Raw genomic sequence first — 15,802 nt, forward strand, 5'->3', positions numbered from 1 at the left:
TCAAATATATAAAGGCATTAAAATATTGTTCCCATCTACTATATTAACTAAAAGAACCCTCATGCTAAGTACCTCTGATAAAGTAGCTTTAAGTTAAATTGCGCCCTAATTCCTCTTCTCTACTTTAATTGCACACTTCTCTAGTTTGTCCACAACGGTTAAAGTAGTACCTGCTTCCAGTTGATAAGAGCAAATACTAGAACATGCAGTCAATTCAAGCCCATTACCTCAACAGTAACCCCATTTACAATGTAAGAATACTCCATACTCCACCAAACTACCTCAGCGTTATTTTTTAAACGCTTAATAAATAGGACTTTATTCTCTTCTTTTTTAGTATTACCTATTGGTAAGAGTAGTGATAAAATGGAATTATTGATATAAAAAAGGAGATTATGATGAGAAATCATAGAGGCTTCCATGAGGAAATTCAGCAACAACAAAAACTTTATCCAACATCACATCGCATTCAACCGGTTAGCCCTAAAGAATATGCAGAGGTTTTGACTTTACATACGGCAAAACAACTGAGCGAGACATTTCAAACACTTGTGGATCAAGATCAATATGAACAAGCGATTCAGCTGAGCCAGAAAGTTGCCTCTCAGCTTGGACAACATACGAATTTTTCATTACCACTTTCCACAGTGCTTTATAGTTTAAACGAAATGGAACTTCCTATTTCAGAGGAATTTTCTCTACATCGTCTGAAACTGCTAGGAAATCATCAAACTCATGATAACTTTTTCAAAGCATTAAAACACGAGATGTTAACGGCGGATCGGGTAGACTTTATGGTTAGTTTTACAAGGTGGTCTGGTGTTCAGCTTTTGATCCCTCCGCTTCAGGAGCTTGCTAAAAGACATGTCCCTGTACGCATCATTACATCTACCTATATGGGTATTACAGAACCGAAGGCGTTAAGACATCTTCTTCAATTTGAAAATGTTGAGTTGAAAATTGTAAATGAATATAAAAAATCTTTCCATACGAAAGCATACTTATTTGAACGCTGTTCTGGACAGCATAGTGTCATTGTAGGATCTTCAAATCTATCACAAGCTGCACTTACGACCGGGTATGAGTTAAATGTTAGACTACCTGAAACCAGATATCTCCCCGTTTATCAACAAACAAAAGATTTGTTTGACACTGTTTGGAATGAAAAGACACAGCCTGTTGACGAACAATTTTTACAAGCCTATGAGGAATTCCAAGCAGGAAGCCAAAAGGGAAGTGCTTCCTTTGCTGCTCAAAACTCTCTTTACAAAACGAAAATGTCCCCGAATGCCATGCAAAAGGAAGCGTTACGAAACCTTAAAAAAACAAGAAACGAAGGGGAGACAAAAGCAGTCATCATCGCCGCCACTGGAACCGGAAAAACATTTTTAGCAGCATTTGATTTTGAGCAATTTAAACCAAATAAATATCTTTTTCTTGCCCACCGGGAAGAGTTACTTACAAAAGCAATCGAAACATTCCAGAAAGTCACCAATAATCATGAAGATTTTGGTTTATTGACTGGAACGAAAAAAGAAAGAGATAAGCGTTTTTTATTTAGCACTGTACAAACGCTACATAAAAAAGAAACATTGGAATCCTTTTCAACAGATGAATTTGACTACATTGTGATTGATGAATTCCATCATGCAGAAGCATCTACCTATCAAGCTGTATTAAACTACTTTACACCAAAGTTTTTATTAGGTTTAACTGCAACACCAGAGCGTCTTGACGGTAAAGATGTGCTTCAGATTTGTGATCATAATGTTGTTTATGAAATTAGACTCCGCGATGCTCTAAAGGCAGAGCTACTTGCACCATTTCACTATTTTGGAATTTCAGATCATACTGTAGATTACGAAAAAGTAAAAGTGAAAAATGGACTGTACGAAGAGAAATCGCTAGTAGATCATTTAAAAACTCATAAACGAGTAGAATATATCATTAAGATGATCAACATGTATGGATTCCACGGCGAGAAAATGGTTGGCTTAGGTTTCTGTACAAACGTCGAACACGCAATATACATGAGTGATGAATTTAATAAATTGGGATTTTATACAACTTACTTAACAGGAAATGATTCTCCTGCAAAAAGACAAGAGGTCATTCGTCATTTGGAGGACCCGCACCACAGTTTAGAACTTATATTTACAGTAGATATTTTCAACGAAGGAATAGATATTCCAAAACTCAATCTACTATTGTTCCTTAGACCAACAGAATCACCAACGATTTTCATTCAGCAATTAGGACGGGGGCTTAGAAAAACAGACGACAAAGAGTTTGTAACGATACTGGATTTTATCGGAAACTATCAAAAGTCATTTGTTATTCCACTCGCACTATCTGGACAAACAAGCCAAAAATCGTTTGATAAAGATTCCCTCCGAGTGGCCGTGACGCATGAGTTTTCAGATTTACCTGGAGGATCTTATGTTGACCTTTCAGCCGTAACGAAGAAAGAAATTTTAAATAAGATCGATCATATTAAACTAAATTCAGATGCCATGCTGAAAACGTTATACAAGCAATTTAAACAAGAGCTAGGACGCTCTCCAGAATTAATTGATTTTCTATACTCTGAACAGGCACCTGGGCTTACCTTTTTTATAAAGAAATACAAATCGTGGGTACAGACCAAAAAGAAAATGGACGATTTGAATGTTACAGATGAAGCAATTCTCAATAACCCCTTGGTTGTAGGGATAGTAGCAAAATTAGAACAGCAATTACCTATTAAATGGCCTTATGAATGGTTAATTTTACAGAGCGGTTTTCACAAAAATATCATCACAATAGAAGATGTAAAAGAATCGTTAGAAAAACAGTTTCATATTCAAATCACAACAGATACACATGATGACCTCATTCAGCGAGCAATGGAGCGTTTAACGAAATCAGATCAAAAACAGAATTGGCGCTTTGGTACATTACAAGGTGATACATTCAAGTTAGATCCAGAAGTGAGCGAGATATTAAACGATCCATTATTCGGACCGTATATTAAGGAGCGCGTCCACTATGGACTGATTGAATTTAGACGTATGAACAATATAGAAGCCCTTGCTTCAAAAGAGATTAAGCTTACAATGTATCAAACCTATACAAGAAATGAACTCATTTATCTTTTTCAGTCAACTGATCAGGAAGGGACTTGGCGAGAGGGTGTACGTAGAGTTAAAAATCACTATTTAATCTTTATCAATTTGAATAAGTCAGAAAAAGTAGAAGATCATTTGCTATATAAAGATTATTTTATTGATCCTAGCCATTTTCACTGGCAAAGTCAAAACCAAACCTCACATACATCAAGCGTAGGGCAAAACTTTATTCACCATAAGGAAAAAGGATACCATATTCATTTATTTGTGAGGAAATTCACTGAAATGCACAACATCACTTTACCATTTATTTATGTAGGAGAAGCGGATTACGTATCAAGCCACGGAGACAAGCCAATGAATGTCAAATGGAAGCTCCATCAGCCTGTCCCAGAAAACTTGTATGTGGATTTAACGAATTAAGGCAGATACGGTCGGAAGATCAGCGGGTGCCCACTCTAGTGATTCTAGCTCACGAATAGGCACCCATCTGAATTCCGCATGCTCTTTTGCTACCGGCTTCCCTGATACAATCTTCGCTTTTATTGAAATTAAATTGACGATGACCTTCTCATATTCATGATGAATATCAGCTATCACATCGCCCGCAACAATTTTACAATCAAGTTCCTCTTCAATTTCTCTTACAAGTGCTTCCCGAGCATTCTCCCCTTCTTCAAGCTTTCCACCAGGAAACTCCCACAGATTAGGAAGAGACATTGTTGGAGAACGTAGAGCACATAGAATTTCATTGTTTTCATTTTGTATGACTGCGGCGGCTACTTTTATTGTTTTTTTCAAAATTAAACTTCCTTTCGTTTTTTCTTAGGTATGTATTCAAATTTTTCAATTTTATACTGTTCACTGTAAACGATAGAGGTGAATCCATCATAATTCAAATGGTTTATTAAAAGCAATAGAAGGTCATTCTCCTAATTAGCAAGAAAAAAGCACCCTCCAAAATGGAGTAGGTGCTATTTTACTTCACTCCCCAAACAGCCTCCCCATCACCGCTCAGCACACTAAACGTCACAACTTCTTTCTCTCTCGCCGAGTCCCATTCTTTCAGGAAGACGCCGTCATAATTTGTGCCGTTCAGGCTGATTCGGGCTTTGCTGCTGTCCGTTATTGTCCAGGTTCCGGTCATTTCCCCGGAAATGGTGCCGTCGTTGTTAAGCCGGATGTTTTTTGGGGTTTTGATCGTAGCTGTGATGTCTTTTCCGTGCTGGATGAGTTTGTAGGCTCCGGATGCGGCGGATGCCGATATCTGTGTATCCGGTTCTCCCGCGTAGCGGTATGGCGCTGCAACGGGCCATCCGTCTTTGTTCATGTACAGCCGATGTACTCTGACTTCGTGCTCTTCGCCTCTGTTCGGGAAACGGGTGTGGAAAATGAGGTATGATCGTTTCGTTTTCCCGTCGTAAAATACGGAGTTGTGTCCCGGCGATACGTAGCCCGTGCCTTTTTCAGATTGTGAGGCGAAGCTGTAGCCGCCCATGAGTTTGACCCCGTACGGTTCAATTGCTTTGTCGTCGAAGAAACTGCCGTCTTTTCCTTTGGCATCAAGCATGTTATGGCCTGCGGCGTCATAGTACGGACCGTCCGGATTTTTGGAACGCGCCACACGCATATGATAACCGCCGGCTGCGTCAAGTCCGCCGAATGACAGATACAGATAGTAATATTTCGTTTCCGGATTGTAGCTGATGTACGGGCCTTCGATTCTGCTGTGATTTCCGCCGAGCAGTTTTTTTCCGTAGCCTTGGTTCGGGAGCGGGAAACCGGTTTTCGGATTCATTTCCAGTATAAAAATCCCCCCGGAGTAAGAGCCGTACACCATCCAGAGCTTGCCTTTATGGTCAAAAAACGTTTGCGGATCTACAACGTTCGGGTGAACGTTTGCATGATACGTCGTGCCGTCTTCGCTTTTTCCTTCCATGCCCGATTTCAAAAAGATGCCTTTGTTCTTGTAGGGTCCTTCGATTTTGTCACTCACGGCGACACCGAGAGCGGATCGCGGCGAGTCTCCTTTACAGGCGTTATAGTACATGTAATATTTCCCGTCAGCCAGCTGGGCGACATCCGGCGCCCACAACGTATCAGACTGGGCCCAGTCGAATGTCTCTTTTAATTCGGTGTAGACGTTCGGGATCAGGGGATTATTGGAATTGACGCTTGAAGACATCTGCTGCCACTGCATCAGGTTTTTCGACTTGGCGGAAGCCAAATGCGAGCCGAATACACTATCGCCTGTTTTGATGACGGACGGATCATGCACGCTGACCTCTGAAAAAACCGGATGCTGGGCTTTTGCCTGCGGCAGAGTGAACCCGATGACCGCTGCTGAGACCAGGCACACACGAAAGAAACTGGTTTTCATTTTCTGAAATCTCCTCGCTCTCTTCTTTTCTTAAAACGCTTTCAAGACAACGATCCATTTTATGATGCGGATGGCGGAAATATGTGATCAACAGCGCCGGCTTCACGATGTACCGCTTTACTTCGATAGCAATCTGATTTGTGAAAGACTGGAAAAAAAGTTTTGACTTCTGATTCGCAAACACTTAATATAAAAAACAGTTACTAGTTATCAGAATATTTGAGAATTGAGTGAAGCATATATGACCTTACACAAAGACCGCCGCATTGGGCGATTGTCCGTCCTTCTTCTGCTTCATGAGACTGAAGAAAACCAGCAGATCAGCCGGCTGGAACGGGACGGCTGGAAAGTCTGTCTCGGCAGGGTGGGTTCAATGGATGCGCATAAGGTGGTAGCCGCAATTGAAACCGCTTCCAAAAAGAGCGGCGTCATTCAATCTGAGGGTTATCGCGAATCACATGCGCTGTATCATGCCACAATGGAAGCTTTGCACGGAGTGACGCGGGGCGAAATGCTGCTTGGCTCGCTGCTTCGTACCGTGGGCCTGAAGTTCGCCGTCTTGCGGGGAAATCCGTATGAAAGCGAAGCGGAAGGCGATTGGATCGCCGTTTCACTTTACGGCACGATCGGAGCTCCGATTAAGGGGCTTGAGCACGAAACATTCGGAGTCGGAATTAATCACATATGAATCAGCCCATAGATTTCAGATGATAGGGGGCTATGCGTGAAATATCATTTTCATGGCATAGCTCCTTTTTGTATGGGCGCTTTACCAAAGTAAAGGAAAAGGGGTTGAAATGATGGTGACGTTAGACGGTTCCTCACTGACAACCGCAGATGCCCAGCGTGTGCTGTTTGATTTTGAAGAGGTTCAAGCATCTGCCGATAGCATGGAACGTGTGAAAAAAAGCAGGGCGGCGGTTGAACGGATCGTTCAAGAAGAGAAGACCATTTACGGGATTACGACGGGATTCGGCAAGTTCAGCGATGTGCTGATTCAAAAAGAAGACGCCGCGGATCTGCAGCTGAATCTGATTCTTTCTCACGCGTGCGGCGTCGGTGATCCGTTTCCGGAATCTGTATCGCGGGCCATGCTGCTTTTGCGCGCCAATGCCCTGCTGAAAGGCTTTTCCGGCGTGCGGACTGAGCTGATTGATCAACTGCTCGCGTATCTCAATCATCGCATTCACCCGGTCATCCCGCAGCAAGGGTCACTGGGGGCGAGCGGGGATTTGGCGCCGCTTTCTCATCTCGCACTGGCGCTTATCGGTCAAGGCGAAGTCTTTTACGAAGGGGCCCGGATGCCGACAGCTCATGCTTTAGAACAGACAAACCTTCAGCCGGCCGTCCTGACCTCTAAGGAAGGGCTCGCGCTGATCAACGGAACGCAGGCCATGACCGCGATGGGACTGATCGCTTACCTCGAGGCCGAAAAGCTGGCCTATCAGTCGGAACGGATCGCGAGCTTAACGATCGAAGGCCTTCAGGGCATTATCGATGCGTTTGACGAGGACATTCATGCCGCCCGCGGTTATCAGGAACAGATGGATGTCGCAGAGCGAATCCGCTATTACTTGTCAGACAGCAAACTGACGACCGTCCAAGGGGAGCTGCGTGTCCAGGACGCCTATTCGATCCGCTGTATCCCTCAAGTCCACGGCGCATCATGGCAGACATTAGCGTATGTAAAAGAAAAATTAGAAATTGAGATGAATGCCGCGACAGATAACCCGCTCATTTTCGAAGACGGCGCCAAAATCATCTCAGGCGGAAACTTTCACGGACAGCCGATCGCCTTTGCCATGGATTTTCTCAAAGTGGCGGCGGCCGAGCTTGCGAATATTTCTGAACGCCGGATCGAACGGCTTGTGAATCCGCAGCTGAATGACCTGCCGCCCTTTCTGAGCCCTCAGCCCGGCTTACAATCCGGAGCGATGATCATGCAATATGCGGCGGCCTCCCTCGTGTCAGAAAATAAAACCCTGGCCCATCCCGCCAGTGTCGATTCCATTCCTTCATCGGCAAACCAGGAGGATCACGTCAGCATGGGAACCATCGCCTCAAGGCACGCCTACCAGATCATTGCGAATACGAGACGGGTGCTTGCCGTTGAAGCCATTTGCGCGCTGCAGGCCGTGGAGTACCGGGGTGCGGAACATTGCGCCTCGTACACAAAACAGCTCTATCACGAAATGAGAAACATCGTGCCGTCCATACAAGAAGACCGCGTGTTTTCTTATGACATCGAGCATCTGAGTGACTGGCTGAAGAAGGAGTCTTTTCTGCCGAATGAGCATCACCAAAAACTGATGACCAATGAAGGGGGACTTACAAGATGACTGATGTAAAGAAATCAATCCGCGCCGGCCGCGGCACCGAACTTGAATGCTTAGGATGGGAGCAGGAAGCCGTGCTCCGCATGCTCCGAAACAACCTTGACCCGGAGGTTGCCGAAAAACCGGAGGATCTGATCGTATACGGCGGCATAGGCAAGGCCGCACGAAACTGGGATGCTTTTCACGCGATTGAGCGTTCCCTCAAAATGTTAAAAGATGATGAAACACTGCTGATCCAATCCGGAAAACCTGTCGGATTGTTCCGCACGCACAGCCGCGCGCCCCGCGTCCTGCTGGCTAATTCGGTTCTCGTGCCGAAATGGGCGGATTGGGAGCATTTCCATGACCTTGAGAAAAAAGGGCTGATGATGTACGGGCAGATGACGGCTGGCAGCTGGATTTATATCGGCTCACAAGGTATTTTGCAAGGCACCTATGAAACCTTTGCGGAGCTTGCGAGACAGCATTTCGGCGGCAGTCTGAAAGGAACCCTTACGCTGACGGCCGGACTTGGCGGAATGGGAGGCGCCCAGCCGCTGTCCGTCACAATGAATGATGGCGTCGTCATCGCCGTTGAAGCGGATGAAACACGGATTGATAAACGCATTGAAACAAACTATTGCGACCGTAAAACCGCATCAATTGACGAAGCGCTGCGCTGGGCCGAAGCAGCCAGACAAGCCGGAGAGCCTTTATCGATCGGCCTTCTCGGCAATGCGGCTGAGGTGCATCATGAGCTTTTGAACCGCGGGGTCCATATTGACATCGTGACCGATCAGACTTCCGCTCACGACCCGCTGATCGGCTATATTCCGGCAGGATACTCACTTGAAGAGGCCGACCGCCTGCGCCGGGATCAGCCTGAATTATACGTAAGGCTTTCCAAGCAGAGTATGAAAAAGCATGTGGAAGCCATGCTCGCCTTCAAGAAAAAAGGTGCCGTCGTCTTTGATTACGGCAACAATATCCGCCAGGCTGCCAAAGATGAGGGTCTCGCCGATGCTTTTGATTTTCCGGGATTCGTTCCCGCCTACATCCGGCCTTTATTTTGTGAAGGAAAAGGGCCGTTCCGCTGGGCCGCGCTGTCGGGAGACCCTGAAGATATATACCGCACTGACGCTTTATTAAAAGAGCTGTTTCCAGAAAATCAAGCCCTTCACCGCTGGATTGACATGGCACAGAAAAAAGTCACATTCCAAGGCCTGCCGTCCCGTATTTGCTGGCTCGGCTACGGTGAACGGGAAAAGATGGGGCTCGCCATCAATGAATTGGTCAGAAACGGCGAGCTGAAAGCCCCGATCGTCATCGGAAGAGACCATTTAGACTGCGGATCTGTCGCCTCTCCGAATCGGGAAACAGAAGCGATGAAAGACGGAAGCGACGCGGTCGGCGATTGGGCGGTGCTGAACGCGCTGATCAACACGGCCTCAGGCGCAAGCTGGGTTTCTTTTCACCACGGCGGGGGCGTCGGCATGGGGTATTCCCTTCACGCGGGAATGGTCGCGGTCGCTGACGGCAGCATCCTTGCGGAACAGCGGCTTTCCCGCGTTCTGACAAGCGATCCGGGAATGGGCATCATCCGCCATGCGGACGCAGGTTATGAAAAAGCGGCTCAAGTCGCCGAGGAACAAGACATTATGATACCGATGAAAAAGGAGCGGTAACATGCCGAAACAAATAGATACCATACTCACCAACATCGGCCAGCTGCTGACGATGGAATCCGGCGGCCCCCGATCAGGCGGAAGCATGCAGGATCTTCATGTCACGGAAGATGCCGTCATCGGCATTCACGACGGGCGCATTGTTTTTGCCGGACATCAAGGAGCGGAGGAAGGATACGAGGCAAGAGACATCATCGACTGCGGGGGACGGCTCGTCACCCCCGGCCTCGTCGATCCCCATACCCATCTTGTATTCGGAGGGTCCCGGGAAAAAGAACTGAATTTAAAAATTCAGGGCATGTCCTATTTGGATATTCTGGCGCAAGGCGGCGGTATTTTGTCAACGGTCAAAGACACGAAAGCCGCTTCCGAAGAAGAACTGATTGAAAAAGGGCTTTTTCACCTCGGACGCATGCTGTCATACGGCATCACGACGGCAGAAGTAAAAAGCGGGTACGGACTCGACAAAGACACGGAGCTGAAACAGCTGACCGCGGCGAAGAAACTGGGCGAACGCCAGCCGGTCGACCTTGTCACAACTTTTATGGGGGCACACGCCATTCCGCCTGAGTACCGGAACAGCCCTGACGAATTTCTGAATCGCATGCTGCAGCTTTTGCCTGAAATAAAAGAAAAAGGCCTCGCGCAATTTGCCGATATATTCACAGAAACAGGCGTCTTTACCGTCAGCCAGTCACGGGACTACCTGAAAAAGGCGTCTGAAGCCGGTTTCGGCCTGAAAATCCATGCTGATGAGATTGACCCGCTCGGCGGCGCGGAATTGGCGGCAGAGCTGCATGCTGTTTCTGCCGATCATTTGGTGGGGGCGTCTGACGAAGGCATCGAAAAGCTAGCGGCGTCCGGAACGATCGCCGTCCTGCTGCCGGGCACGACTTTCTATCTCGGCAAACACACTTATGCGAGAGCCCGGGAGATGATTGATGCGGGCGTACGGGTCAGTTTGGCGACTGACTTCAACCCGGGCAGCTCACCGACGGAAAATCTCCAGCTCATTATGTCGATTGCCGCGCTTCATTTAAAAATGACCGCGGAAGAAATCTGGCACGCTGTCACCGTTAATGCCGCGTATGCGATCGGAAAAGGCGAAGAGGCCGGACAAATTAAAGCCGGACGGGCGGCTGACATTGTCATTTGGGAAGCGCCGAATTACATGTATATCCCGTATCATTACGGCGTCAATCATGTCCGCCGTGTCATCAAGAATGGAAAGACGGTTGTCTCAAGGGAGGGAGCCGCTCTTGGATAAGTATCCGTTTCTGCAAAAAGCCGGCTCCCTCTTCAACGACCGCCATGTGACAAGGATCGGCGATGTGACGGAAGCGTGGGCGGGACAAACGATCAAGGGGCCGGCTTTGATCGGCGTTCCGCTTTCTAAGTCGTCAATCAGCCATTCCGGCGCCTGCTTTGCACCCGGTGCGATCCGCCGGGCGCTCGGCGGGATTTCCGCTTATTCCGCGGAGCTGCGGGAGCATGTCATTGACCATCTTTACGATATCGGTGATATTCAGATTCACGTCACGGATGTCGTCACATCTCACGAACACATTTATCGGACCATTCATGACATTCTGACGGACCAGCCTGACTGGGTGCCCGTCATTCTCGGCGGCGACAACTCCATCAGTTATTCCACCATCAAAGCCATTGCGGAAACGAAAGGAACAACGGCCGTCTTTCAATTCGACGCCCACCACGACGTCCGCAACACAGAAGACGGAGGACCGACAAACGGCACGCCATTCCGCCGGCTGTTAGATGAAAATATCATAAGCGGACAAAATCTGATTCAGCTTGGAATCAGGGAGTTCAGCAACAGCTTGGCATATGAACAATATGTAAAAGAACGTCAGGCAGACGTGCATACAATGGAGATGATCCGTGAGAAAGGGCTCCTCCGAACGATACAAGAGGTCTTGCCGGCCGTTCAAAAAAGAGCTGACGCCATTTTTATTTCGGTTGATATGGATGTGCTGGATCAAGCTCATGCGCCCGGCTGCCCCGCGATCGGCCCCGGAGGTCTGTATACCGAGGAACTGCTTCAGGCGGTCAGGTTTTTAGCCCAGGAGGCTGACATCTCGGGTATTGAGATCGTTGAGGTTGATCCGACACTTGATTTTCGCGATATGACAAGCCGGGCAGCCGCACACGTCATTTTACATGCATTAAAGGGATTTAAATTGTCACGTTAAAGTCAAATCCGGCACGCGTGCTCTCGGCTGCCGGAAGATTCTCACGCCACGCAAAAAGGGGGAGATCACGATGGATGTTGATCAAGGCGGCAATCAACTAAAGCGCACGATGAAAAGCAGGCACTTATTTATGATTTCATTGGGAGGGGTCATCGGCACGGGGCTGTTTTTGAGCACAGGGTATACATTGAGCCAGGCCGGGCCGGGCGGGACGATCGCCGCTTACCTGATCGGCGGCTTGATGATGTATCTTGTCATGCAGTGTCTCGGAGAATTGTCAGTAGCCATGCCTGTGACCGGTTCATTTCAAACGTATGCGACAACGTTTATCGGGCCGTCCACGGGCTTTATGGTCGGTATCATGTATTGGGTGAATTGGGTGGTGACGGTAGGATCGGAGTTTACAGCTTCCGGTATCCTTATGCAGCGCTGGTTTCCCCACAGCAGCGTCTGGATGTGGAGCGCGATTTTCGCGGCTCTCCTTTTTGCCGCCAATGCATTCTCCGTTAAATTGTTTGCAGAAACAGAGTTTTGGTTTTCCAGCGTCAAAATCGTTACCATCCTTTTATTTATCATCTTAGGCGGCGCCGCGATGTTCGGTTTGATTTCATTGCACGGTTCGGGTGAAGCTCCGATGCTGTCGAATTTCACCTCGCACGGCGGACTGTTTCCGAACGGCTTTCTTGCGGTTTTCATTGCAATGATTTCCGTAAGCTTTGCCTTTTCAGGGACGGAGCTGATCGGAATTACAGCGGGTGAAACCGCCAATCCGGCAAAAGATATTCCGCGTTCGATCCGGAATGTCGCCTGGAGAACGGTCATCTTTTTTATCGGCGCCATTTTTGTGCTGTCCGGACTGATCTCCTGGAAGGAAGCCGGTGTTATTGAAAGCCCGTTTGTCGCGGTCTTTTCCCAAATCGGTATCCCATACGCCGCAGATATCATGAACTTCGTGATTTTAACGGCTTTGCTTTCGGTCGCCAACTCCGGACTGTATGCTTCCACCCGGATGCTGTGGTCTCTTGCGAATGAAAACATGATCAGCGCCCGGTTCAAAAAAGTCACACCAAAAGGCATTCCGCTGAATGCTCTGCTCGCCAGCATGGCCGTTTCCTGCATATCCTTGATCTCAAGCATCGCCGCCCCGGGCACGGTCTACGTGGTGCTCGTGGCAATAGCCGGATTTGCCGGCGTCGTGGTGTGGATGAGCATCGCCCTGTCTCAGCTGTTATTTCGAAAACATTATGTGAAAAACGGCGGACGCGTCTCGGATCTGACCTTCCGCACACCGTTATACCCTCTCGTTCCGATCGCCGCTGTGATCTTATGTTTCGCTTCATGCGTAGGCCTTGCATTTGATCCTAATCAAAGAATCGCCCTCTTCTGCGGAATTCCTTGTATGATCCTGTGCTATCTCATTCGTTTTTTGAGAAAGAAACAGCCGAAACAATCCGTCCGTGACATTCATTTGGATAAAACCATGCCATAAAAAAAGGCACATACTGATGAGGTATGTGCCTTTCTTCTCTTATTCCGTAATCAGCGTATGAATCAGTTTCGGCGCTTCCGCTTTTTCTGAGATGCGGATGTTGTCATAGACTTTGGCGGTCACGTCTTCAACGTTTTCGCGGTTGGCGTAAAGGGTGACGAGCGGCTCGCCTTTTTCGACGTTGTCACCGACTTTTTTGCGGAGCATAATGCCGACGGCAAGATCGATTTCGTCCTCTTTTGTCGCACGTCCCGCGCCCAACAGCATCGCTGCGACGCCGATTTCGTCAGCGACGATTTCTGAAACGACACCCGCTTCTTTTGCCGGAACGTCAATTTTGTACGCCGCCTGCGGAAGTTTGGACGGATCGTCAACGACAGAAGCGTCTCCTCCCTGATTGCTCAGGAACTCTTTGAACTTTTCAAGCGCTTTGCCGTTTTTCATGACTTCCTGAAGCTTTGTTCTCGCTTCTTCCAATGTCTCAGCTTTTTTCGCCAATACGACCATTTGGCTGCCGAGCGTGAGGACGAGTTCGTTTAAGTCTTCAGGCCCTTCCCCTCTTAATGTATCAATGGCTTCTTGTACTTCCAGAGCATTCCCGATCGCAAAACCGAGCGGCTGCGACATGTCAGAAATCACGGCCATCGTCTGGCGGCCGACGTTGTTTCCGATGCGCACCATTGCTTTGGCGAGGTTCACGGCGTCTTCATCCGTTTTCATAAACGCGCCGGCTCCCGTTTTTACGTCAAGCACGATGGCATCTGCTCCGGCGGCGATTTTTTTACTCATAATTGAGCTTGCGATCAGCGGGATGGAGTTCACCGTACCCGTTACATCACGCAGCGCATAAAGCTTTTTATCGGCAGGCGTCAAGTTGCCGCTTTGTCCGATGACGGCTACCTTGTCGCGGTTCACAAGCTTGATGAATTCATCTTTTGACAATTCCACGTGGAAGCCTTCGATCGCTTCCAGCTTATCAATGGTTCCCCCCGTATGGCCAAGACCGCGGCCGGACATTTTAGCGACGGGGACGCCGAGCGCCGCGACGAGCGGTGCGAGTACGAGAGTTGTCGTGTCGCCGACCCCGCCCGTAGAGTGCTTGTCGACCTTAATGCCTTCAATGGCGGAGAGATCAATCGTTTCTCCTGAATTCACCATCGCCATTGTCAGATCGGCGCGCTCCTGATCCGTCATATCCTGAAAGTAAATCGCCATAGCCAGCGCGCTTGCCTGATAATCAGGGATGCTTCCGTCCGTGTATCCTTTTACGAAAAATTGAATTTCTTCTGTTGTCAGTTCTTTTCCATTTTGTTTTTTTACAATAAGATCTACCATTCTCATGATCTATCACCTGTCCTTCATTTATGTTCAGTGAATCAATCCGACGATCGCCGCTGTCAGGAAGCTGACGAGCGTTGCGCCGTACAGCAGCTTCAGCCCGAACCGCGCGACGACGTTTCCTTGTTTTTCATGCAGCCCTTTCACCGCACCGGTAATGATTCCGATAGAGGAGAAATTCGCGAATGAGACAAGGAATACAGATACCACTGCCTGTGTATGCGCACTGAAATGGAAATCGCCGGATGAGAGTGTCTGCATCGCCACAAATTCATTCGATACCATTTTCGTCGCCATAATGCTTCCGGCGCTCACCGCTTCATTCCACGGAATACCGGTTAAAAACGCAAACGGCGCGAAGACATATCCGAGCAGCGCCTGGAATGTAATGCCGAAGACCGCATTAAAAACGCCGTTGACCAGAGCAATGAGTGCGACAAATCCGATCAGCATCGCCGCTACGACGACGGCGACTCTGAATCCATCCATTATATACTCACCGAGCACTTCAAAAAAGGATTGCTTTTCTTCTTCAGGAACGACGATCAAATCCTCTTCTTTGCTGACGGTGTACGGGTTGATGATAGAAGCGATGATAAATCCGCCGAATAAGTTCAGCACAAGCGCCGTCACGACGTATTCAGGCTTCAGCATCATCATGTAAGAACCGACGATCGACATTGAGACCGTCGACATTGCGGACGCACAAAGCGTATATAAGCGCTGTTCAGTAAGATAACCGAGCTGTTTTTTCAAACTGATAAAGACTTCTGATTGCCCTAAAATCGCGGATGCGACAGCGTTGTAAGATTCGATTTTCCCCATTCCGTTCACCTTGCTTAACGCAAGACCGATATACTTCGTGATGAAGGGGAGGACCTTCCAATGCTGCAGAATTCCGATTAAAGCGGATATAAAGACGATCGGCAGAAGCACGCTCATGAAGAACGTCGTCTGTTTCGCATTCACAAGCCCGCCGAATACAAAGTTAATCCCTTCTGATGCATATTCCAGCAAGTAGTTAAATCCTTTTGCAAAACCGCCGACAAGAAAATTCCCGATACCGGTGTTGAGGAGAATATAACCGAGAATAAGCTGCAGCACGAGCATGACGGCGATCGGCCGGATTCTGATTCTTTTTTTGCCGTTGCTGGCAAGCCAGGCAAGACCTAAAAACACAATGATTCCGATAATTCCGATGAGATACTTCATATGTGTTCTCCTTTTATTTGTATTCGCTTACAATTTTTTATGCATCAACAAAGAAAGAGGATGGCG

At 47.9% G+C, this 15,802-nt stretch carries 11 protein-coding genes; 7 read left to right on the forward strand and 4 right to left on the reverse strand.

The window, feature by feature from the left end; all coding sequences use genetic code 11:
• Positions 1 to 398: 398 nt before the first annotated feature.
• Positions 399 to 3,530: a DUF3427 domain-containing protein gene (locus NYE42_RS19565; protein WP_352426666.1), complete on the forward strand. Its 3,132-nt coding sequence runs from the start codon at positions 399 to 401 to the stop codon at positions 3,528 to 3,530.
• Here the strand turns inward: NYE42_RS19565 and NYE42_RS19570 are convergent.
• Together NYE42_RS19570 and NYE42_RS19575 are read right to left on the reverse strand one after the other, a co-directional pair.
• On the reverse strand, positions 3,519 to 3,908 hold the full coding sequence (locus NYE42_RS19570; protein ID WP_007407807.1) for a (deoxy)nucleoside triphosphate pyrophosphohydrolase: 390 nt from the start codon (positions 3,906 to 3,908) through the stop codon (positions 3,519 to 3,521). The genes NYE42_RS19565 and NYE42_RS19570 overlap by 12 nt on opposite strands.
• Before the next feature lie 178 nt (positions 3,909 to 4,086).
• Entirely contained in the window at positions 4,087 to 5,487 is a 1,401-nt protein-coding gene (locus NYE42_RS19575; RefSeq protein ID WP_352426667.1) for a glycoside hydrolase family 43 protein, read from the reverse strand.
• Between the two features lie 241 nt (positions 5,488 to 5,728).
• On the opposite strand from NYE42_RS19575, the gene hutP reads away from it, so the two are divergent.
• The 6 genes from hutP (at position 5,729) to NYE42_RS19605 (ending at position 13,186) form a co-directional block, all read left to right on the forward strand.
• The gene (gene hutP / locus NYE42_RS19580; protein ID WP_004393292.1) at positions 5,729 to 6,175 is read left to right on the forward strand and encodes a hut operon transcriptional regulator HutP; all 447 of its coding nucleotides are present in this window, start codon (positions 5,729 to 5,731) and stop codon (positions 6,173 to 6,175) included.
• Positions 6,176 to 6,287: 112 nt separating this feature from the next.
• Positions 6,288 to 7,826, forward strand: coding sequence for a histidine ammonia-lyase (gene hutH, locus NYE42_RS19585; protein ID WP_064108000.1), 1,539 nt, complete (start codon positions 6,288 to 6,290; stop codon positions 7,824 to 7,826).
• Positions 7,823 to 9,487 (forward strand): urocanate hydratase, encoded by a 1,665-nt coding sequence (gene hutU, locus NYE42_RS19590; RefSeq protein ID WP_012118819.1) that lies wholly within the window; start codon positions 7,823 to 7,825, stop codon positions 9,485 to 9,487. The genes hutH and hutU overlap by 4 nt, the downstream gene beginning before the upstream one ends.
• 1 nt (position 9,488) lies before the next feature.
• Complete coding sequence (hutI, locus tag NYE42_RS19595) at positions 9,489 to 10,754, forward strand: imidazolonepropionase (protein WP_053104130.1); 1,266 nt, start codon at positions 9,489 to 9,491, stop codon at positions 10,752 to 10,754.
• Positions 10,747 to 11,697: a formimidoylglutamase gene (hutG, locus tag NYE42_RS19600; protein WP_017418560.1), complete on the forward strand. Its 951-nt coding sequence runs from the start codon at positions 10,747 to 10,749 to the stop codon at positions 11,695 to 11,697. The genes hutI and hutG overlap by 8 nt, the downstream gene beginning before the upstream one ends.
• Before the next feature lie 70 nt (positions 11,698 to 11,767).
• Positions 11,768 to 13,186, forward strand: coding sequence for an amino acid permease (locus NYE42_RS19605; protein ID WP_007407815.1), 1,419 nt, complete (start codon positions 11,768 to 11,770; stop codon positions 13,184 to 13,186).
• 39 nt (positions 13,187 to 13,225) lie between these two features.
• On the opposite strand, the gene NYE42_RS19610 is transcribed toward NYE42_RS19605, so the two are convergent.
• Positions 13,226 to 14,527 carry a pyrimidine-nucleoside phosphorylase gene (locus NYE42_RS19610; protein WP_007407816.1) on the reverse strand — a complete coding sequence of 434 codons (1,302 nt, stop codon included), beginning with the start codon at positions 14,525 to 14,527 and terminating at the stop codon, positions 13,226 to 13,228.
• 27 nt (positions 14,528 to 14,554) lie between these two features.
• Positions 14,555 to 15,736, reverse strand: a complete 1,182-nt coding sequence (locus tag NYE42_RS19615; RefSeq protein ID WP_004393280.1) for a NupC/NupG family nucleoside CNT transporter — start codon at positions 15,734 to 15,736, stop codon at positions 14,555 to 14,557.
• Positions 15,737 to 15,802 lie beyond the last annotated feature (66 nt).

The sequence above is a fragment of the Bacillus sp. FSL K6-2865 genome (genome assembly GCF_040311405.1).
GTDB classification, from domain to species: Bacteria; Bacillota; Bacilli; order Bacillales; family Bacillaceae; genus Bacillus; species Bacillus velezensis.